At 47.7% G+C, this 22,214-nt stretch carries 14 protein-coding genes; 7 read left to right on the top strand and 7 right to left on the bottom strand.

What is annotated here, in order from left to right; all coding sequences use genetic code 11:
- Window positions 1-38 precede the first annotated feature (38 nt).
- Window positions 39-1,487: a hypothetical protein gene (locus P3C17_RS13155; RefSeq protein WP_300929876.1), complete on the bottom strand. Its 1,449-nt coding sequence runs from the start codon at window positions 1,485-1,487 to the stop codon at window positions 39-41.
- A gap of 191 nt (window positions 1,488-1,678) precedes the next feature.
- Here P3C17_RS13155 and P3C17_RS13150 point away from each other — a divergent pair, with 191 nt between their 5' ends.
- Complete coding sequence (locus P3C17_RS13150; RefSeq protein WP_300929875.1) at window positions 1,679-3,022, top strand: DUF2252 family protein; 1,344 nt, start codon at window positions 1,679-1,681, stop codon at window positions 3,020-3,022.
- A gap of 47 nt (window positions 3,023-3,069) precedes the next feature.
- On the opposite strand, the gene P3C17_RS13145 is transcribed toward P3C17_RS13150, so the two are convergent.
- Entirely contained in the window at window positions 3,070-4,920 is a 1,851-nt protein-coding gene (locus P3C17_RS13145; RefSeq protein ID WP_300929874.1) for an FTR1 family protein, read from the bottom strand.
- 196 nt (window positions 4,921-5,116) lie between these two features.
- Window positions 5,117-7,714: a TonB-dependent receptor gene (locus P3C17_RS13140; protein WP_300929873.1), complete on the bottom strand. Its 2,598-nt coding sequence runs from the start codon at window positions 7,712-7,714 to the stop codon at window positions 5,117-5,119.
- 565 nt (window positions 7,715-8,279) lie between these two features.
- On the opposite strand from P3C17_RS13140, the gene P3C17_RS13135 reads away from it, so the two are divergent.
- On the top strand, window positions 8,280-8,933 hold the full coding sequence (locus tag P3C17_RS13135; RefSeq protein ID WP_008898770.1) for a TetR/AcrR family transcriptional regulator: 654 nt from the start codon (window positions 8,280-8,282) through the stop codon (window positions 8,931-8,933).
- A 22-nt stretch (window positions 8,934-8,955) separates the two neighbouring features.
- Complete coding sequence (locus tag P3C17_RS13130) at window positions 8,956-11,253, top strand: acyl-CoA dehydrogenase (protein WP_300929872.1); 2,298 nt, start codon at window positions 8,956-8,958, stop codon at window positions 11,251-11,253.
- Between the two features lie 60 nt (window positions 11,254-11,313).
- Here the strand turns inward: P3C17_RS13130 and P3C17_RS13125 are convergent, their stop codons facing one another.
- Window positions 11,314-12,537: an amino acid deaminase gene (locus tag P3C17_RS13125; protein WP_300929871.1), complete on the bottom strand. Its 1,224-nt coding sequence runs from the start codon at window positions 12,535-12,537 to the stop codon at window positions 11,314-11,316.
- A gap of 186 nt (window positions 12,538-12,723) precedes the next feature.
- Here P3C17_RS13125 and P3C17_RS13120 point away from each other — a divergent pair, with 186 nt between their 5' ends.
- The 4 genes from P3C17_RS13120 to P3C17_RS13105 are packed head-to-tail and all read left to right on the top strand — an operon-like array spanning window position 12,724 to window position 16,977.
- Window positions 12,724-13,587, top strand: a complete 864-nt coding sequence (locus P3C17_RS13120; protein ID WP_008898767.1) for a MurR/RpiR family transcriptional regulator — start codon at window positions 12,724-12,726, stop codon at window positions 13,585-13,587.
- A 14-nt stretch (window positions 13,588-13,601) separates the two neighbouring features.
- Entirely contained in the window at window positions 13,602-13,994 is a 393-nt protein-coding gene (locus P3C17_RS13115) for a RidA family protein (protein WP_300929870.1), read from the top strand.
- A gap of 1 nt (window position 13,995) precedes the next feature.
- The gene (locus tag P3C17_RS13110) at window positions 13,996-15,498 is read left to right on the top strand and encodes a sodium:solute symporter family protein (RefSeq protein WP_300929869.1); all 1,503 of its coding nucleotides are present in this window, start codon (window positions 13,996-13,998) and stop codon (window positions 15,496-15,498) included.
- A gap of 24 nt (window positions 15,499-15,522) precedes the next feature.
- Window positions 15,523-16,977 (top strand): M81 family metallopeptidase, encoded by a 1,455-nt coding sequence (locus P3C17_RS13105; protein ID WP_300929868.1) that lies wholly within the window; start codon window positions 15,523-15,525, stop codon window positions 16,975-16,977.
- On the opposite strand, the gene P3C17_RS13100 is transcribed toward P3C17_RS13105, so the two are convergent.
- From P3C17_RS13100 to P3C17_RS13090, 3 genes are all read right to left on the bottom strand, one after another.
- On the bottom strand, window positions 16,974-19,325 hold the full coding sequence (locus P3C17_RS13100) for a family 20 glycosylhydrolase (RefSeq protein ID WP_300929867.1): 2,352 nt from the start codon (window positions 19,323-19,325) through the stop codon (window positions 16,974-16,976). The two genes, P3C17_RS13105 and P3C17_RS13100, sit on opposite strands and share 4 nt — an antisense overlap.
- A 348-nt stretch (window positions 19,326-19,673) precedes the next feature.
- Complete coding sequence (locus tag P3C17_RS13095) at window positions 19,674-20,333, bottom strand: 3'-5' exonuclease (RefSeq protein ID WP_300929866.1); 660 nt, start codon at window positions 20,331-20,333, stop codon at window positions 19,674-19,676.
- Window positions 20,334-22,154: a putative nucleotidyltransferase substrate binding domain-containing protein gene (locus tag P3C17_RS13090; RefSeq protein ID WP_300929865.1), complete on the bottom strand. Its 1,821-nt coding sequence runs from the start codon at window positions 22,152-22,154 to the stop codon at window positions 20,334-20,336. It lies immediately after the preceding gene.
- Window positions 22,155-22,214: the final 60 nt, after the last annotated feature.

Here is a 22,214-nt window from a genome sequence, read left to right as displayed (position 1 = left end):
GCCTGGCCTTATCAGGACCAGGCTTTTTTGAACAGGGGTTAGGGGCTGGTTGGCGCTACAGCCCTATCTGGAATGATCCATAAATAATCAGACAAGGTCAGCGGTGCCAGGCATTGGCTTTTGGGCGTTAAATAGGCCAATAACTCAGGGCAGTCAGGGTTTTGATAGCTGGCGGTACCTTTGGTGTTGCCTTCAGGCCAGCCCGCTCTGACATGGCAGTTACGGCAACTGGTGGCTATAGGGTGGATCACACCTTCGATATAAGGATTGACTGCTATATCCAGTTCACCTTTGGCATTGGGTGGCACAGCGTAAGAGTCAGTCATCAAGTAATGGTGCCATGGCCCTTGCGCCGCCGGGATGGCAGGTCTGTTGGCGGCATAGATGCCTTTATCCGGTTCATCCGACCACCAGACACTTTGTAAGGTCCAGCTAGGCAGCTCTTTGGTATTGATATGCATAGCCACAGTGACCAGATAATCACCTACTTCAAAAGCTTTATTGCTCAACCAATAGCTGGCTGCGCTTAAGATAGCTTTGTCGGCATCGTTAAAGTTATCCCAGTCTTGTTGCGTGACTTTATGGAAATAAAATCGGTCGAGGCCGTACACCAAGGCCATAGCTTTGCGGGTGGGCCAGTCTGTTACTTTGTCATGCTCTTTAATGCCATAAAAAGCCGTCACCGGTTTGTATTGCCCCACTGACTTGCCTGATGGATCTATGCCTACGACCGTATCCCACATCTCGTAGCCTGCATAGTCGGTGAAACTGGGTGGATAATTGTTTTTCCAGACGGGTAAAGCCGTGATGCCCTGGGCTTTGACAGGCCAGTACATATGCTTCGTGACAATAAAGTCTTTTGGCATCCCCAGCATTTTTACGCCTTGCTGGTGCTTTTTATCTAAAGTGGCAGCCAGATACAGTTGCTCTTTGCGGATGGTGGCCATAGCCGATGCACTTAACGACTCGGTGGCGATCATGATGTCGCCGTTGCTCTGAAAGTTTTTGCCATCTTTCACCACAGGGCCGTCTTTTGTTTGGGCTATCGCGCTTGGGTAAGCTTTGATGACTTCGTTGCGCACCGGGTAAAAAGGGCCATTGGTATTGACGTTCACCACATGGCGTTTATTTTTTTGTGTAATAGAAACTGCAGCAGCGGCTGTGGTTTGAGTTTGAGGCACTGCACCAGCAGCCGCCAGTTGTTGGGCTGTGGTTGCAAAAGCTGCACTGGTGTTTGGCCAGCTGTACCAAAGCGGCCAGCCCGTTTGTGTATCGGGCTGCATGATGCCGGCCCATAATTTCCAGCCATGAGCGCGGATCACGGCTTTATCACCTTTATCCGTTGCATCTTGCAGTGCTGGCAAGTTTTCCATATAACCATAACTGGCTGGAAAAGGTTGGTAGCTGTCGTTAGGTTTTTCGGCTTCGTGCTTGGAGTGGCCGCAGCCAGCAAGAATCACCATACAGCTCAAAAGCAAATATTTCATACAAGACTCCCTGAAGTGTTCTGACCTGATTTCCTTTTGTGGAAACGAATGCAGTATGGTGCAGTTTCAGGAAAAATCCAGCCAGCTTTGCAGGAGATTTTGTTACAAATACCAGCACAGTACTACTTCATGCAAAGTGACTGGATAGCGTAGTATTAAAATGAATAAATAGGGAATGGACAAAGAAGCTTATGTCAGACACAGAGCAACGTATTAGCCAGCTACAACAGGAATTTAAACGCACAGATTCGATAGCGCCAGGTCTTGATCCTGTGCTGATGAAGCATCAGAAAATGGCGATGAACCCGTTCCGGTTTTTACGGGGCAGCTCAGGTTTGTTTTATGCCGATATCAAAAATTCAGTGCTGAAATTACCTGCGCTGCTCACGACAAAAATCCCGCTAACCTGCGTGATCGGGGATTGTCATTTATCCAACTTTGGCTTTTTTACCGAAGAAGGTTCGTCTGGTGACAGAGTGATATTTGCTCCCAATGATTTTGACGATGCCTGTGTTGGCCAGGCTGTGTGGGACTGGAGCCGTCTTGCCGTCAGCATTCTATTGGCCGCAGATTATTGTCAGGGCATTAAACTGGGGCGTTATGTCATTGCTGACGAACTGGAGCTGAATTCACTTGAGGTTGTTACAAGCAAAGATGCCGTTGCCGCAGTGCGCAGCTTTTTAAGCTCTTATGTGGATCAATGTCAGGCTATTTTGGAAGAACCAGAGTTGCGATACTCGGTATTGGATGATTTTCCGAAAAACCATGTATTAAAGCCCGTGCTGAAAAAAGCCATTAAACGCTCTGCCAAAGGCGAAGACTTTCTGCGGAAAAGCACTCTTGCCAAAGTAGCGGATTTATCAGCGCGCCCTCTGACCTTTAAGCAAGACCCGGTGAAATTTAGCCGTTTAAGCCCAGAGCTATATCAGGAAGTGGAATTTACATTCCGGCCTTATGTCAGTGACGATATTTTAGATATTGTCACCCGTCAGGGCGCTGGCACCGGTTCGTTAAATATGCAGCGGTATTATTTGTTGGTAGGTCCAAAAGACATCCATTCAGAAGAAGATTTGGCCTTGTGTCACTTGATCGAAGCCAAACAACAGCGGGACGCAGCGCCTTTGTATTTTTTCCCTGACTTAAGCCCTGTGAACCGTTTAAATGCTGCTCATTTAACTGTGGACTGTCAGCGCTTAATGCAGCGTCGCCCTGATTTGGTATTGGATGAACATTATTGGAATGGCGCCCATTATCTGGTGCGGTCACTGCATCACGCTAACGTGGATGTGGATCCGGAAGATGTGTGTTTTGCCGAAAAAGCGCCGGGCGAAGAATTGGCAGAATATGCAGAAGCCTGTGGCCGTGCTTTGGCTTTATCCCACAGCAGAGGCGACAGACGATCATTGCGCTTTGAACACGCCGTAGTGAAGTATTTACCTAAAGCGACAGATGCATTAGTGCAGGCTTGTGTGGACTACGCAGAACAGCAAAAAACAGACTGTGAGTTGTTGGGACAATTGTTAAAAACAGAGTAGAAAAAAAGCCGCTAGATGATGCGGCTTTTTACGTTCGGCTAGTTGGCTTAACCTTTGCGGCTGCGCACCAGATACACCAAAGCAATCAGTACTAAAACCGACTGTAAAATCACACCCTGAGTATTAGGATAAAAGCCTAACCAGCTGATAGTCGGCAGGTTCAACTGACTAACCGACAAAGTACCAGCTTCTTGCAGTGCCGCTATGCCTTTACCTGCCATAACAATGGCCAACACCAGCATCAGCAGTGCAGTGCTGCCAAAGAAGGTTTTCAGTGGTAGTTTCAGTGCAAACTTAAAGACAGCTACAGCTAAAATGGCCAGCAGTACCAAAGCTGCAGCTATACCTGCAATAAAGCTTTGCTGCGCCTGTTCGCCGCCCTGTAACCACAAGGCCTGATAAAACAGAATAGTTTCAAAAGCTTCACGGTATACCGCTAAAAACACCACCAGACCTAAACCAAAATACGCGCCACCTGATACGGCGTTTTGTACTTTGCTCTGAATAAAGTGGCTCCACTCTTTGGCGCTGATTTTGCTGTGCATCCAGAATCCCATATAGAACAAAATAGCGGCGGCAATCAGTGCTGTGTAACCTTCAGTCAGCTCACGAGAAGCGCCTGAAATATCAATGACATAACTTGAAACAAACCAAGTGACAACACCTAAGGCCAAAGCGCCAATCCAGCCAATATGCACTGTGTGACGTAAGGCTGGTTTGTCGGTTTTTACCGCCACGCTATAAATAGCTGCTACCACCAATAAAGCCTCTAAACCTTCACGTAATAAAATCAGCAGCGCCGCTAAAAACACATTGATGCCACTGAGTTGGGTTTCCGACAGTTCAGTCTGAGCTTGCTTTAACAGGCTTTGGATTTCGGCGATACGAGGTGCAACCGCATCTTTTTGATCTGGATCTTTAAGTAACTGACGCAGGCCCATCATGCTGTGTTCGATTTGGTCGCGAAGCGGGGCATTGACTGTGCCTAAGGGGTTTTCTACCAGTTCAAAACCATCCAGATAAGCCGACACCGCCTGATCGTAAGCTGCTTGTGGGTTTTGTGCGTATATGTCAGCAGAAAGTTGTAATTTCTGCTGAGCTATCACTAACGGATCTTTACTTTTTGCCTGAAAAAACCGTTCTGGATTGCTTCGGAACAGACTCATCAGCTCTGCTCCAAAGTCAGGGTAAAGCTGACTCACATCTTTAGGAGTGGCAGTTAATAAGTCTTTTACTGCACCGTTTTCAACCATGGCATCTGGCACTTTGCTGGTGTCCATACTTTTACTGGCGATATGACCGACATAAAAGGCCAGATCCCAACGGCTTTGTTCATCTAAATGCGCAAAAGACGCCATGCCTGTGTCTGCCACACCTAAGGTAATGGTATTAAATAAACCATAAGCGCTGCGGGCCTGATAACGTTCCATTTCATGGAAGTTGGTTGGGGCAGGGTCCAGCTGTGCTCCGGCAGGGCCATCTCCCATAGCTGTAGCACCATGACAAGCCGCGCAATTGGTCGTAAATAAAGCAGCCCCTCGTTTTAGATCCGGGCTTTGTTTTGGCAGCGGAATAGAGGGCATAGCGGCAATAACGGCCTGACGCATAGTTGCGGTTAAGGCCTGAATATCTTTTTCTGCTGCTTTAGCTGCGATCAGTTGTCTTAATTGGGCTGATTGCTGCTGCAAAGCAGCAGGCGCTGTGGAGACTTCTTCGGCTATTAACGACGAAAACTCCTGCATTTCGCCATATTCAGCTTCACTGACAATGTTGCCATCCACCACAGCAGCACTGTAATCAGCACCTATGTATTCAATGTATTGGATTAATTTATCTGAAGCGACAGCAGGTAAGGCCAGCAGGCTGACCAAGGCAATAACACTACGAAAAGCCATCATGTATTCACTTAATTGATGTAATAAGAATAGTTCTCATTATATTGAATGCCGATAGTGAAACCTAGCGCCTTTAGTCTTTTCCACCAAAGTTTGCGATAGAAAAACAGCAAGCCGGGGCTTGCTGTCAGAAAAGACCGGAAAAAAACAGGGCACCGCACAATCGCAGGCCCTTAACTTCATCCAGGTAGAAGAAAACTTAAAACTTCACTGAGTAACGCAAAGTCCAGTGACGTCCTAACCAGTCGTGGACTGAGCTGGCGTAGCCATTGGTAGGTGAAGAGGCATAAGGTGGCTCTTTGTCTGTCAGGTTACGGATACTCAGTAACAGGCTCTGGTTGTCGCTGATGTCATAACCCAGGCTGGCGTTGTACGTCAGCCATGAGTCGACGGTTTCATTGTCAAACTTAAAGTCACCGTCCCCTAATGAACTGATGTAATGTGCGCCAAGGCTGGCATTCCAATTTTCTAAACGCCATTCAGTGCCGGCATCTGCGACAAATTCAGGGCGGGCTATTTCAGCTGCACCACTGAGTTTGCCTAACAAATCTTCAGCCGGACTATCGGCAGTGATCTGACGCTCATAAGATAAAGTGCGGGTACCCGCGATAGTGAACTTAAAATCACCTGCATTGCTGGTGGCCAGTTTGTAGTTCAGTTTAAAGTCGACCCCGTCTGTTTCCTGGCTGCCTACGTTAAAGAAACCTGTGCGTAAAAAGGTTAAATCGTTACCGGCATCAACAACACAACCAAACTCACCGTTCAGATCGGCTTCGTCATCAACCACAGGCGCAGATCCTGCGATACAGGCGCGTAACGTAGTATTAGCGTCTACATCCACAATATCTTCATGGGTGTAATGCCAGTAATCGATAGTAAGCTGCAAATCATCAGTCAGGTTCCAGGACGCGCCAATATTGATGGCTTCAGAACTTTCTGCATCCAGATTTTTATTACCTAAGGTTTCCTGATCAAATTCCAGTTCACCTGCAGTAGCACCAAAGTCGCCGCACAGCGCATCAAATGGTTGACCAGAACCGCAGTCGATATAGTTAGCTGTTAACGAAGTACCAGCACCTAACTGTGACAACGAAGGGGCACGGAACCCTGTACTCCAGGAACTGCGTAAGATTAAATCTTCAGTAGCACGGTAACGTAATGACAGTTTCGGATTAACGGCACCACCAAAATCGCTGTAGTGGTCGTAACGTAAAGCTGCAATAGCATCCAGTTTTTCAGTCAACGGGATATTAAACTCACTATAAAGTGCATACTGAGTGCGATCTGCTGCTGCATCACTGGCGCCTAACGCAAAAATTCCGCCGCTTTGTGCCACTTCAGCCGGGTTGTCGGAAATTTCTTCACCACGGAATTCACCACCAAATACCGCACTGATGTCCTCAAATAAAGTACCTGAGAAGTTGAAATCGACTGAGTAGACATCAGATTCACCGATGCGAGGCGCAATTTCACGTAATCCGGCAATCACAGAAGCTGAGTTGTCACGGCCGAGGTTAAAAGGATTAAAGCTACCATTGGCCAGGGCGTCAGCAACTTTGTCTCTGCCCATATAACCCTGGACATGCGTAATTTCATTATCTGTTTTACCGTAGCTTGCTGCCGTTTCCCATGACCAGTCGCCCATTTCGCCACGTAAGCCTGCCAATAATCTGTAGCTTTGGCTGTCATAGTCCTGAATACGGCGCTCTGGAAAACGAGAGCGGATCCGGATTTGATTGATTTCGCCATCTTCTGCATCAAGATCTGCGGCCCATTGCGGCACAGACGCTGAGTTTCCTGCTACCCGCACATCAAAAGCTGCGGCTGAGTCGTAGGCTGAACCTGTGTTTTGTTGCAGCATAGCTTCAGCAAAAAACTCGCGGTCATTGCCTAAACGGTAAATGTGATTCAACGTTGCGCCTACAGATTTACTGTCCGGCTGAATTGCCCTTTCGTTGACATAATCGTACTGACAGCGTGTACCGCCATTGCTGGTGGCAGTGCCACACCATGGCTCGGCGTAATCGCTGCCGTCTATGGTGACGCGGGTACTGGACTTAAAAGTCACGTCGATAGGACGGTCTGCATTAAACAACGCGTCCTTATCAAAGTAGTCGACCACCACTGTGGTATTGCTGTTGTCAGTGCTGAAACCACCTGTATAGGTCAGGTTGTATTTACGGAAATCGCTGCTTGCTGTGTCATCGCCGTAAGAGGCTGTGAGTTCCTGGCCTTCGTAGTCTTTACGCAGAATAAAGTTAATCACACCAGCGATAGCGTCTGAGCCATACACCGATGAAGCACCGTCGGTCAGAATTTCAACCCGTTCCAGTGCTGACATTGGAATGGCATTGACGTTCACAAAAGAGTCAAAGCCATTGGTGAATGAGTCCACTGCGACACGGCGGCCGTTGACCAGCACCAAAGTAGAGCTTGAGCCTAAACCGCGTAAACTGACACCTGCAGCACCTGCTGGTGTGCCGTCATTGCCTGCAACACCACCATTTTCAGTGAAGGTACCAGCGCTTGATGCCTGAGGTAAATCCCGTAAAAAGGCGCTTACACTGTCGTAGCCTTTTTTTGCTAAGTCATCCCGGCTGAATATTTGCAGCGGGTTGGCGCCTTCCATATCCACACCTTTAAGACGTGAACCTGTAACTTCAATTTTTTCTATGTTTGCTTCGTTATTTTGCTCTGTTGCTTCAGCCTGTTGCGCATGCGCCTGTGATGCGCCAAACAGCGCACACAAGGTTGCTAATCCAATTTTACTGAGCTTCATTTTTTTATGTTGTGACATGTTGCTTCCTCTGGTGTTGATGTTGCCTGATGGCAATCTGTTTTTTTCGGACAAAAAAAGGGCGTGCCAGAGCAAGAAGCGCAGCAAATCAGACAGCGGCAGCAGAAAACAGACGGATCAAGGCCTGAAAAATGCTGTCAGCATGCAAATAAGTAGGGTGTTAGTGATGGCTGTAAAACAGGGGCCAAACGAACACACTTCTGGCTATGGCAGAAGTTGTTCTAATTATTGAACCACTCGGAAAGGTAATAGGTAGAGCAGTAGTAGCTGTTTGGGTTTGCAGCACAACGTTGCATTTTACTCTCCTATTGATTGAGTGGTTTTTGGATGCTTCAAAATTGTCTGATCCTGTCATTGATGTCAAGCGCTTTTTTTAACCAATCTGTAAGCAACAGTTTTTGCACCTATAAAGGGCTAAATTTGTAGTGAATATGTTGGTCTCTTGTAATTTTCAGGTGATTTCTGTTGCTCATCTGACCAGATTCGGCTTTTTATCTGTTGCTGGCTTGACAGTGTTTTTTTTCAAACGTACATTTCAAACAAGTGTTTTAATTTAGTCAGGGCTATGGTTAATAAAACAACAACTCAGGACAAAATTCTGGACGCCGCGGAGCAACTTTTTGCCTCTACCGGTTTTGCTGATACCTCACTTCGGCAAATTACTGGTATGGCGCAAGTGAATCTGGCAGCGGTGAATTATCATTTTGGTTCAAAAAAAGAGCTGATCCAGTCGGTATTGCAGCGGTATTTGTCAGTACTGATGCCGCGACTGGACCAGGAGTTCAGCCAGTTATTGGCATGTCAGAAACAAAATGATTTAACAGCAGTGCTTTCGGTCTTTATCAAACCTTTGCTGGAGTTAAATAAAGTTCAGCATCACGGTACCCGGATGTTTTTGCAACTGCTTGGCCGGGGTTATACCGACGTGCAAGGGCATTTGCGTTGGTTTTTTAATCATCACTATGGCCGTACTCTGGATAAATTTGTGTTGCTGGTGCAGCAGGCTTGCCCTGATTTACCAGCCAGTGAAATCTTCTGGCGTTTGCATTTTTCCCTCGGCACTGTGGTATTTACCATGGCATCGAACCAAGCTTTGCAGGAAATTGCAGCGGCAGATTTTAATGAAAATGTAGAAATAGAAGGCGTGATCCACAGGCTTATTCCTTATTTAGCCGCTGGTATTGCGTCACCTTTAACTTTATCCGGTCAAACTCACTAATCTTTTTGGAAAGGACCTTTATATGTCAATTTTGATCCTGCTGCTGGTGGTGTTGATTGTTGTGCTGGGTGTAGCCGACATTCGACGTAACCTTATTACCAAACCAGTCTTTGGTATTTTTAAGAAAATTTTACCACCACTGTCTGATACTGAACGTGAAGCGATGGAAGCAGGGGATGTGTGGTGGGATGGTGACTTGTTTCAAGGTAAGCCGGACTGGAAAAAGCTGCATGCTATTCCAAAAGCACAATTGTCTGCACAAGAGCAGGCCTTTATGGACAATGAAGTAGAAACCCTGCTGAAGATGCTGGACGACTACAAAATTGTGCAAGAACAACGTGATTTACCGCCTGAGGTTTGGCAATACATCAAGGACAACGGCTTTTTTGCGATGATTATCCCAAAAAGCTACGGTGGCCGTGAATTCTCTGCTATTGCTAACTCAACTATTGTCTCCCGCATTGCCACTCGCAGCTTAACTGCTGCTGTGACTGTGATGGTGCCTAACTCTTTAGGCCCGGGCGAGCTTTTAATGCACTACGGTACTCAAGAACAAAAAGACCGTTGGTTACCAGGCTTAGCTGCAGGTAAAGAAGTGCCTTGTTTTGCCTTAACAGGCCCGGAAGCTGGCTCTGACGCTGGTGGTATTCCTGATACGGGTGTGATTTGCAAAGGCCAGTTTGAAGGCAAAGAAGTATTGGGTATTCGTCTGAATTGGGATAAGCGGTATATCACGCTGGCCCCAGTGGCGACTGTATTAGGTCTGGCGTTTAAGCTGTATGACCCGGAAAACCTGTTAGGCGCAAAAACTGAATTGGGTATCACTTGTGCTTTGATCCCAACCAGTCATGAAGGCGTTGAAATTGGGGATCGCCATTTCCCAATGAATATGGCCTTTATGAACGGTACCACTTACGGTAAAGACGTATTTATTCCTATTGACTGGATCATCGGTGGTCCGGATTACGCGGGCCGCGGCTGGCGTATGCTGGTGGAATGTTTGTCAGCAGGTCGTGGTATTTCCTTACCTGCTCTGGCGACAGCCACAGGCCATTTAGCCACCCGCATGACGGGCGCATACTCTTATGTGCGTCAGCAGTTTGGTATGGCTATCGGTAAGTTTGAAGGGGTGCAGGAAAGCTTAGGCCGTATTGGTGCTTACACTTACAGCTTAGAAGCGATGCGTGTCATGACAGCCGGCGCCATTGATTTAAACCTGAGCCCATCTGTAGTGACTGCTATCGCCAAGTACCATATGACTGAGATGTCCCGTACTTTGTTAAACGATGCCTTTGATATTCACTCAGGCCGCGCTATTCAGGTCGGTCCTAAAAACTATCTGGCTCATGGTTATATGGGCATGCCTGTATCTATTACGGTAGAAGGTGCCAATATTTTAACCCGCAACCTGATGATTTTTGGACAAGGTGCGACCCGTTGCCATCCATACGTACTGCAGGAATTAGAAGCGGCAGCCAATCCAAATGCGGAAGAGGGCTTACAACAGTTCGATAGTTTGCTGATCAAACACATTGGTTTTGCCTTGGGTAATACTTTTGGCGCGCTGTGGCAGGGTTTAACCCTGGGTCGCTTTAACTCAAGCCCTGTGTCTGGTGAAACCGCTAAATACTACAAGCAGTTAAGTCGTATGAGCCGTGCTTTGGCCTTAAGTGCTGACTTCTCCATGCTGATGTTAGGTGGTGATTTAAAACGCAAAGAAATGCTGTCTGCCCGTTTAGGCGACGTATTAAGTCACTTGTATATCGCTTCTGCCGTGCTGAAGTTTTATGAAGACAATGGCCGTCAGGTGGCAGACTTACCTTTTGTACGTTACTCCATCGAACGTAACCTGTTTGAAATTGGTAAAGCTTTTTCTGGTTTCTTCCAAAACTTCCCAAGCGCTGTGGTCGCCCGTTTATTAAAAACTCTGGTATTCCCATTTGGTATTGGCTACAAAATGCCTGCCGATGCAGTGACTCAGGAAATTTCTGATGCGCTATTAAAACCAGGTGTGATCCGTGACCGCTTAACTCACTTATGCTTTATTGGTGAAGGTGATGAAGACCCAACAGGTTTAATGGAATCTGCTTTTATTGCAGTGCACGAAGCCCAGCCTATCATGAAGAAGATTTACGCTGCACAAAAGCAAGGCACTGTGCCACGTAAAATTCCAATGGAGCAGCTGATCGCCAAGGCTCTGGAACTGAATGTCATTAACGCAGATGAAGCCAAGCAACTGGTGCGCATGAACGAATTACGTTTCAGCTCGATCAGTGTGGATAGCTTCAAGCCGGGCGTGTTGTCTAAACATTCTTTATAAGCCGTTGCTTTAGTTAAAGAAGCCAGTCGTAAGTGACTGGCTTTTTTATTTTTGGCAGTCTTAAAAATATGTATCTACTTCTTGCAGCAAATTATAGTTTTCGTCCACCACCCATAAAGTGCGCCATTTATCAAAAGTTAAGCAGGGGTGTGAGGTGCTCAGAAGCACAATATCGCCAATCTGTGGTTGAACCCTTTCGTCATAAGACCAAAACGCATGTTGGTCCATCACTTTGATGGTTTCGCAATTTTGCAGCTGATTGGTCAATAACAAACCATACCGGTATAAGGCCGTGGCTTGAGGTAAACCTGCATCAAAAGCAGCGTCTCTTTTACCAAAACCTAAAACGGCAAGGCCAGGCTCCGGCAAAGATTGCACATAAACCGCAAGCTCGAGCGCATTTTGTAAATCCTCTCCAAGTGAGCAAGCGAGAGCGCTGCGTGCCAGCACCTGCTTTTGCGCTTGCTGATAAATACCCTCGTCGTGACTGATATAACAACCTGGCCGAAGCACTAGTTTGACCTGCTCCGGCAAAGCCGCCGCGCTTAACTCTTCTGCTACCACGTCATACCAGACTGAGCCTGCACCGCTGATGAGTTGAGTTGGGTACCGCAGCAACTGCAGATCTGCGAAATTGTGCATCAGGCTAGCGGCTTGCCTGACCAAATGCCGGACACCCTGTTCTGGTTCAGGCCCTTTGACTACACCTTCATAAAACTCAATTCCTGCCAGTTGAACTGCAGGCAGGCTGTTGATTTGGTAGGCTAACGTAATGACGTCAGCTTCAGTACGGCAACCACAACGTCCGCCGTTCACTCCAAGCTCAATCAGCACAGCGATATTCAGCTGCAATGGCCGGAAAAAATCTGACAGCGCCTGAACCTGAGCCTGGTGATCAACACAAACATAGACTTCAGTACCGTCTTGCAGCAGCTTTGCTATCAGCGCCATATTGGCCTTCCCCACCAATTGATTGGCCAGAATAATATGGCGGGCTCCTGCATCGGCGGCTGTTTGCGCCTGATATGCCGTCGCTACTGTTAAGCCCCACGCACCTGCTGCGAGTTGCTGCTGGAACAGCCAGGGCGTCATGCTGGTTTTACCATGAGGGGCCAGTAGTACTTTGCTTTGGTTGGCAAAGCTTTGCATCCAGTTCAGATTATGCACAATGGCTTGCTGTTTTAGCACGGCAGCTGGCAGGCAAATGTCCTGTTGCAGCAGATTAAGAACCCTTGATAGCGGCAACGGACTGGCCGATTTATGCTTTATACTTTGGTACTTCATAACATTTACCTGTGAGTTATGTTCGTTTTTTACTATACCATTAGGTGTAAATTACTGTAATAGCGCCACATTGATATTTACTTTCGATTTTATTTGGTACAAAGTAACTTTAGTTGATGGCTTGGTGTTACTTTTTAATTTGTTACATAGTAACCTGTCTCCAGTATGAGTTTTTAGGATATGCGTATGAGTTACGAAATAGATGTGTTGTCTCGGATCTCCGAGCGTTTTGTTGAAATGAGTGAGTCGGAACAGCGGGTAGCACAGCTGATCCTTGATAACGTAAAAGCCGCTACTGAAATGAGTATTGCAAAGTTATCTGAGCAGGCGGGGGTCAGTCAGGCCACAGTAACCCGTTTTGCCCGCACTGTAGATTGCAAAGATGTGCGCCAGCTCAAAGTGAAATTAGCGCAGTCCTTGGCCGTAGGGCAACGATTTGTTGAGGAAACCCCGGATCTGGATGGTATTCAGGGGGTGTATGAGGCCATTAAAAACACTCTGGATTTAAGCCGTAAGTTGCTGGTAGAGGCTGACATTAAACTGGCGGTCAGTTACTTACAAAATGCCCGGATGATTTTTTGTATCGGCATGGGCGGTGGTTCGTCCATTGGTTCACAAGAGCTGCAATACCGTTTATTCCGTTTTGGCATGCCGGTTTGCAGTTATCAGGATGGTTTACTAACCCGCATGGTGGCTGCTGCTGTCGAGCCACAAGACGTGATGGTGGCGATTTCACTGACAGGCAACACTGGTGAAATTATTGATTCAGCTGCTATTGCCCGCCAGTACGGTGCCAAGGTGATAGCTATTACCAAACCCGGTTCTGCTTTGGCTAATAACGCCGACATTGTGCTTGGATTACAAGCGCCGGAAACCGATTTTATCTATAAACCATCAGCCTCACGCTACGCCATGCTGGCCATTATTGATGTACTGGCTACCGAAGTAGCCAAGCTGAACAAACGTAAATCCCGGGATAAATTACGCCGGGTGAAATTGTCACTCGACAGCAGCCGTGGTGGTGACGAACGTCAGCCTTTAGGTGATTAACTGCAGGATAAAAGATGAGTATTAAGCGATACGGTATTGATGAAAGCACGGGCACAGGAGGCCAGCGCTTACCTTTTGCCAAAGCGGTCGAAGCAGGCGGCTGGTTGTATGTTTCTGGCCAGACTCCTATGCGTGATGGTGAAGTGGTGGAAGGCGGCATAGTGGAGCAATCAAAACTTGCTATCCAAAACTGCATCGACATTATGCACAGTGCAGGTTATGAGCTTGCTGATGTGGTGCATGTCAAAGTCTATTTGACTGACGCCCGTTATTTCAGCAGTTTTAATAAAGTGTTCCGCGAGGTCTTTGCTGATGCTCCACCAGCCCGGGTTTGCGCTGTGACTGATTTAGTGGTCGATTGCAAAGTGGAAGTGGATTTAACCTGTTATCGCAAAGACAGGAGCTAAGATGGACAGCAGATATTTTTTAGCTGGATTTGCTTTGTATCTGCTGATCATGATTGGCATTAGTTATCTGGTGTCGCGTCGCCAACAGAGCAGCGAAGACTTTTTACTGGCTGGGCGCAAAGTTTCGGGTGGCCTGACCTTCGGTACCACTGTCGCCACTATGATTGGAACTGGTACCAGTATGGGCGCTGTGGGTTTTGCTTATACCCATGGTTGGAGTGGCATGTTGTATGGCATAGGCGGTGCTATTGGTATTTTATTGGCCGCCTGGTGGTTTGCGCCGCTGCGACAAATGCGTTTTATGACCATGAGCGAAGAGTTGAGTTACTACGTAGGCGCCAATCTGTGGGTAAAAAATGGCAGTGCAGTGCTTATTTTTCTGGCCTCTTTAGGCTGGTTAGGCGCTCATATTATTGGTGGCGCTTTGTATTTATCCTGGGCCACCGGTATCGAGATGGTATATGCCAAGTTATTAATAGCTTTGGCTTTCACTCTTTATGTGATGATAGGTGGCTACAAGGCGGTGATCTGGACCGACAGTCTGATGGCGATAGTGCTGTTCAGCGGCTTTTTGCTGATGAGTTATTTTGCAGTAGAGGCTGTTGGTAGCCTGGACTCGGTTTGGCAAAGTGTTATTGCTGCTCAGCAAACAGGGCAGATGAAACAAATGGAGTTGTTACCTGCCATTTCGTTAGCTGCTGTGGTGGCTGTTGGTGTACTGGCAACGCCTTCATTCCGGCAACGTATTTATTCAGGACGCAGTGTGCAAAGTGTGCGGCGCTCTTTTGTCTTTGCTGGTTTGTTATATCTGCTTTTTGCTGCGTTGCCCGCTTTGATTGGTATTTCTGCCCGAATTCTGGCGCCTGATTTATCCAATCATCAGTTTGCTTTTACCACAGTCGCTGTGATGACCTTGCCCGCTGTGTTTGCCATGCTGGTGCTGCTGGCTGGTTTATCTGCCACTTTATCTTCCGCCAGTTCTGATTCTATTGCCGCTGTTTCTGTATTGATCCGTGATTTATATCAGACGGTCACAGGGCGTATGCCACACCCAGAGTCAGCGATTCTGTATTCCCGTATCGCTGTGATGCTGGTGTCTGTGCTGGCCTTGCTGCTGGCACTGATGTCGAATGATTTAATTCGTTATATCACAGGCATGATTGCGACTTTAATGTCTGGCATCTTTGTGATTGCCTTGCTTGGACGTTTCTGGTTGCGACTGAGCTGGCAAGGTGCTTTAGCCGCTTTACTTGGTGCTGTGCTTACTTCGGTGGTGATCTTAAACCACCCATCCTGGCTGGCGTTTTGGGGCAATCCCTGTTTACCTGCTTTGGCCGTGTCTTTGAGTCTGGCCTTTGTTGTCAGTCTGCTGAGTAAGCCATCAGAAATCAGCAGGCAACAAGCTTTGGATAAGATCACCAGACAGCGGGAAGACCTGTCAGACGTTTCAGGCTCTGAAAGGTCGGAAAAAAGCAGCTCCATTCAATTTTCGCGGCAATCTTAAGTCACCTTAAGTAACAGAGGCTTTATGCGTATTTTTACGGCGTCGCTGGCGACAGAAACCAATACTTTCTCACCTATGTATACCGACTTAGTGAGCTTTTACCAAAGTTTTTATGCACCGCCCGGCCAGCATCCTGTGACACCCACCTTATGCAGCGCCCCGCTGGTTGCGTGCCGCGAATATGCGCAGCAGCATTCTGCTGTGGAGGTGATTGAAGGTACTTGTGCCTGGGCTGAACCCGGGGGCTTATTAAACCGCTTGTCGTATGAGCATTTACGCGATGAAATTTTGATGCAACTCGAAGCTGCTATGCCTGTGCAGTTGGTTGTATTGGGTCTGCATGGTGCCATGGTGGCGCAGGGCTATGWCGACTGCGAGGGCGATTTCCTCAGTAGAGTCAGGGCCATAGTAGGGCCGCAGGCTGTGATTGGTGCAACGCTGGACCCTCATAGTCATCTCACTGATTTACGTTTAGCGTCGGCCGATTTGCTGATCGCCTTTAAGGAGTTTCCTCATCTGGATTTTATGGCCAGAGCCCGCGAACTGGTTTACCTGGCCGTAGCCGCAGCGCGTGGCGACATTAAACCTGTGATGAGCTGTTTTGATTGCCGCATGATTGATGTTCTGCCGACCAATCATGAACCAATGAAATCTTTTATTGAAAAAATTTGCCAGCTTGAACAAGACCACTATGCCTTATCTATTTCGGTGATCCATGGGTTTATGGCCGGAGATGTGCCGGATATGGGATCTAAACTGCTGGTGATCACAAATAACGACGCCACACAGGGCGAGGCTTTGGCCCGGCAGTTAGGTTTAGAGCTGTTTTCCTATCGCGGTCAGACCTTACCGCAATTTTATGATATAGCCACAGCTTTGGATCAAGCAGAACAACTGCAGGGTACTTTGGTGCTGGCTGATGTCTGGGATAACCCGGGCGGCGGAGTGGCGGGGGACGGCACTTTAATTTTGCACCAAATGATCAAACGCCAGTTGCAGCAAGTCGCAGTAGGGACTATTTGGGATCCGATGGCGGTCAAACTCTGCTTTGCAGCTGGAGAAGGGGCCGAAATTGAACTGCGCTTTGGCGGTAAAAGTTGTGCCACTGCGGGAGCGCCTATAGACAAAACTGTCAGAGTACTGCGCTTAAAGGCCGATGCACAGCAGGAGTTTGCCGACAGCCTGGTGCCTATGGGCGATTGTGCTCTGATCAGCTTTGATGGCATTGAGGTGATCCTCAACAGCAACAGATGTCAGTCCTTTGACCCGAGTTTATTCCGGGCTTTAGGCATTGAACCGAGTCATTACAAACTGCTGCTGATCAAATCCACCAACCATTTTTATCAGGGGTTTGCACCTTTGGCGTCGCATATTATTTATGTCGACGCAGGGGCGCCTTATCCCAGCGACCCGAAACGTAATGCCTATAAAAAGTTAAGCCGACCTGTCTGGCCTATTGTTGCTTCACCTTTTGATTAGTTGTGCACTGGAGCTGTGGCCTGCAGCAGAGTCGTGATGGCTCTGTGCAGCGCAATAATCATCTCTTGCTGTATAGCGGCTGCAGCCTCTGTTTGTTGCGTTATTTGCTGACGCTCAGCCACAGATAGCGGCTGATGGGCCGCAATGCTGTTTGAGATAGCTAAGCCAGCCTGGCACAACTCTGCGATCTGATGAAACAAAGGGGTAGCTGCTATCTCTGGTGTTTTTACAAGACGTTGTGCGGCCAGTTGCCAGTGGCGAAGCTTATCTTGCAACTGGCTGAGTTGTTGTGGCTTTTTCTGCACAAGCCACAACGCCACATCCTGTTCAAACTGGCGCATGGCTTGGTGCTCTGCGGGCAAAAAATCCACCAGTTGATTAAGCGGAGCCTGCTGGTGGTAGAGCCCGGCTACTGATTTTTCATGCAGTCGGTGGTAATAATGCGCAGGTTCCAGCGTTTCGGCCAGAGTCAGCAGATCGGCTATATGGGATGCAGCGACCAGTTGCTTAAAACCCTGAATTTGTTGTTGCTTGCTTTGTAAACCGATAAAGTCCTGCGCCCATAACTGCACCAGTTCCATGCGCTGATAAAAATCCAGCTCATCGTCGCGGCTTTTTGGCGACCAAAGCCGTTCAGCAACTGCGAAGCCGTTAGGCCATAAACGAATATCTATAAGTTCAGGCGTGATCAATTCGCCCCATAAAGCGATTTCGCCACCTAAAACCTGTTGTTGTGCTTCTGTACTTAGTTGTCGATGGGCGTCGAGCGGTAAAGGGTTTTGTTGTGTTGAGGCGATAGCCTGACCCGTCAATTGATAAGGCGCATTCCCTACAACAAACTTACCCTGGATTGTGTCATTCAGCTGCAAACTGGCCTTGACTGGCCCCATCCAGCTATCAAACTGAAAGCTGGCCTGACTGGCGTTCAGTTGCACCGCTTTGGCTTTTATCAGCATTTTGCCCGGAAACTGAATAAAAGCCTGTTGTTGGCCTGACTTTAACTGCAGTACATACAAAGAACCACTGATTGGCGAACCTCTTTTGCGTTCAAACTGAAAATTCCAGCCGGACCAGCTTGTGATCTGATCAGGCTCTGGCGTTGAAACGGCGTCAGGCAAAGGATCATTGCGATAATGGTAGGCTGCAGTTTGTGGCTGATCCAGATAAAAGCCTGTCGATAAAATAGCTGGATGGCCGTTCTCGGCGGCCTGAAACAAGGACTCAGTGCCACGCCAGGATTGCACCACCACAGAAGAGGGCAACTGATCATCCAATACTTCGTCCCAACCAATCATAGTCTTGCCCAGGCTTTTTAGGATCTGTTCAACGCGGCGGTTAAAATAGGCCTGCAAAGCACCTGCATCCGCCAACTGATGTTGCTGCATAAAAACTTGTACATCGTTGTTTTGGTCCCAGCGATCAGAAAGCACTTCATCACCCCCTATATGCAGGTAAGGGTCTGGAAAAACCTCTGCAACCTCAGCCAATAACTGCTGTAAAAAAGCATACACTTGCTCATTGGATGGGTCTAACACCGCCGGATGTACGCCCCAGTGAATTTCAGCATCTGTGGGTGCTGGTGCTGTCATCAAGTGTGGATAAGCCAGACCCAATGCCGTGGTATGGCCCGGTACATCTATCTCAGGGACCACTCGAATGCCTCGTTCTTTGGCATACAACACCAGTGCCCTTAATTCATCCTGAGTGTAGTAACCATCTTTGCCGCCCACTTGCTGCAGCTTGGGAAATACTTTTGATTCAAAGCGCCAACCTTGATCGTCCGTTAAGTGCAAATGCAGTACATTGAGTTTTACCGCCGCCATCAGATCCAACTGACGTTTGATATCAGCCAAAGGTAAAAAACGTCTGGCAGGGTCGAGCAATAGTCCCCGCCAGCTAAACCGCGGTTCGTCGTCAATGCGAAGAGCTGGAACAACAGTCCTGCTGGCTTGTTGCTTAATAAGCTGTTGCAGAGTTTGCAGGCCTCGCTTTATACCTGTGGCATGCAGAGCGCTGAGCCGAATTTGATTGTTGCTGACCTCTAATTGATAGGCTTCCATCTGCCTTGCTGTGGCTGTTGCTGCTACATTGAGTTGGATCAGCAGTTGCGCCTTGTCGCTTTTGGTGAAATCTAAGCGCGTTTTAACATTGCTTTGCTGGATAAATCGCTTCACTGCAGTTTTTAGCTCCGGCAGCCCGGTGGGGACTTGTACCTTGAGTTGATCGGTGAACACAAACTCACCCTGTTGTAGTTCCAGTTGTTTTGGATAAGGCAATAAAGGCAGTGGTTGAGCCCAGACAGGGCTTAGCCATAAAAACGCAAGGCAGAGGCAATACAAAATACGCATAAATACAGACTTTCTTTGTTACTTGGTAACATATTAATAAGCAATTAATAGATGCTTGTCTAGGATTTGATTCTATATCAAGCTGTTTTTTCGCCAAATAATGTTTACTTTTTGTTTTGCATGGTACAAAGTAACATTGTGCTTGGTTGTTTTGTTGTGGTTCTTATGTGTTCTGAGCAAAATGGAGCTTTGCTCTGCGGCCAGTTGTCAGAAAATCCACAGCTTTAAGAGTAACAAGTGCAACCGGGTGATTAGTTTTTAATCCCACCAGAGCAGAGTGCAGCCTGATCTGGATCCTGAAATTCTAATCACCCGTCCTTTTCCTACCTTTTGCTGCTTCTGTACGAGTTAGCGACTTTGCTGAAAAAGCTCCGCCAGGGTACAGGAAGCGCCTCTGGTTTTTAGCTGCGCCAGTAATAACTGCGCACAGCCAAAGGCATCGGATAAGGCATGATGTTCCGTCACTTCAGGCAGCTGGTAACGAGCCAGACAGGCCGGCAAACTCAATGAATTTTGTGCGACAGGCCCACCTTTGAGCTGCATTTTATACAGCTCCAGCTTTAAGGTATCGACTGCTTTAAACGCAGGGGCACGACCAAAGCTGTTCTGACAGCTATGCTTTAGAAAATTCAGCTCTAAAGCGCTGTGATGCGACACCAGTACAGAACCTTTGAGTTCCTGCAACAGCAAGCTTAATAACTCCTCCAGCTCTATTCCTTGTTGTACCTGACTGTTATGAAGACCATGGATGACAGCACTTTGCCCGACAGAAGCCGGGCTTTTCACCAGTTGATACACAGCCGAATTTAACTGAATTCTGCAGTCTGAAATCCTGACCCAGCCAGCGCTGACGATATGATGTTTTTTCGCATCCAGGCCAGTGGTTTCAAAATCCAATACCAAATAACTGGCTTTACTGGCCAGGCATTGTTTATCGATACTGTGCTCGTTTTCATAATCCAGTACCAGCTGATGCACAGCGACTGGTTTTCTCAGCCAGTTCCACATTTACAGTTCCCGGCAAAAGCGTTGTCTGAGCACTTGCTGCTCGTCAATGATCACAGCAAAAGCGTCTTTTAATTGATGGCGCTGCAGCAAATTTAATTGAGATGGGTCCAGTAAATTAGATAAATGCCGGCCGCGTTTCAGATCCTCCGCCTGCAACTGCCAGCGTAAATGCGCCAATACATCAAAAGCACCCTGTAAATTTTGGTGCTGGCGCTGAGTCAGTACCGCCTGTTGCTGCAATAAAGCTAAGCGTTCTCTGGTATTGACTGCATGGATGCCTGCAGACAAGGCATAGACCCGAACCAAATCGGTGATCAGGCTGATACCGCGTTTTTTTAAATCCAGACCTTTACGTTGTCTGCCATCCTGCTCTAATAAAAAGTGTTTAAAAAAGCCCAGAGGAGGCTGGCGCTCCGTCGCATTTTTCGCCAGATGATATAAAAACAGTTCGTTATTTTTACAACGGGCTAATACGTCTTGCTGCAGCACATTAAACAAGGCTTTACTGCCGTAAATAAGCCGCATATCAAAAAAGATACTGCTGCTTAACAGCGCTTGGGGGGCCGGGGTATTGAGCCATTTGGCAAAACGATTCGACCAGCCTTTGAGACTTAATCGTAATTCTGGATTGGACGCCATAATATGGCCATCACAAAGCGCCTGACCTGAAGAGGCCAGGCCGTTGCAGACTATATCTGCAAGAGCTGAAAAGTAGTCGGCTACAGCGCCGCTGGGCTCTTTTTCCAGCAGCAGCGCATTGTCCTGATCGGCGCTGGGCAACATATCCCGTCTGGCCTGAGAGCCAAAGCCTAACCAACTATAAACACAAGGGGCTGGGCCAAGTTGTTGTTCTGCAATCTGCAACCAGCTTTGTGCTAAGGCATCCATAATGCTGGTTAGCACACTGCTGACTTCATAGGAAGGGATCTGCTGCTCTGCCAGTTGCATGGCCAGTTGGTGCACCTGAGGAGTAATGGCATTCAGACCTTCAGCCTGATGCTGACGATGAATATGGCTGATCAGATAAACAGGGTGTTCCTGCTGACTGCGAATTAAATCTGTGGTGGTTAACACCCCTATGGCTTTGCCATCCTGCTCTACAGGTAAATGGTGAATGTTGTATTGACTCATTTGCTGAATAGCTTCAAAGGCAAAACGGTCTGTGTCGATACTTTGGGGCGTTTTGGTCATCACCTCGCTGACAGTCGTTGAGGCGGGTAAACTTTTCGCCAGCACTCTGCTGCGTAAATCCCGGTCGGTCAGAATGCCGACCAGCTTTTCGTCCTGTTCAATCAACAGGCAGGAAACCCGCTGTTCTGTCATCAGAAGTGCGGCTTGCTGTACTGTATTGCTGCTGGCAATAGACACTTTGCGTCGGGTTACCAAGTCTGCGACTTTTAAAGTAGAGGTATTTTGCTGTTTATTGCTTTGGTACAAATGCAAGCGACGACTAAATAAGCGCTGGAAAAATAAATCAAAATTTTTGTACTGATGGCGTAACTTATCAAAACTTTCCTGGGGTAAAAAATACACCAGTCCATCTTCTTCGCAAAGGATAGTATCGGGGTCAGCGAGGCCTGTCAGCAGTAACTGGTAGCCATAGAAATCGCCACTTTGTAAATGAGTAAGACGTTGTTGTTCTGTATTTAATGCAAATAAACCGGAACGGATCAGAAGCAATTGAGGTTCTGGCAACAGTTGCTCGCCAGAGGCAAGATAGACCACGCTAAGATCCCTGCTGACTGCCTCCAGTACATGAAGGGCTAAATCGTCAAAAGGGGGAGTCTGTTTTAGAAAAGACACTACTTCCTGAACCTGCATACAACCTTCCTGCTTTGTCAAAAAGACAAGGCGTGTTGCCACGCCTTGTCAGGGTCTTTG

Source organism: Rheinheimera sp. 1928-s (genome assembly GCF_029269265.1).
Lineage (GTDB): Bacteria > Pseudomonadota > Gammaproteobacteria > Enterobacterales > Alteromonadaceae > Pararheinheimera.
The sequence above is the reverse complement of the archived record's forward strand: the minus strand, read 5'-3'. Positions and strand labels throughout refer to the sequence as shown.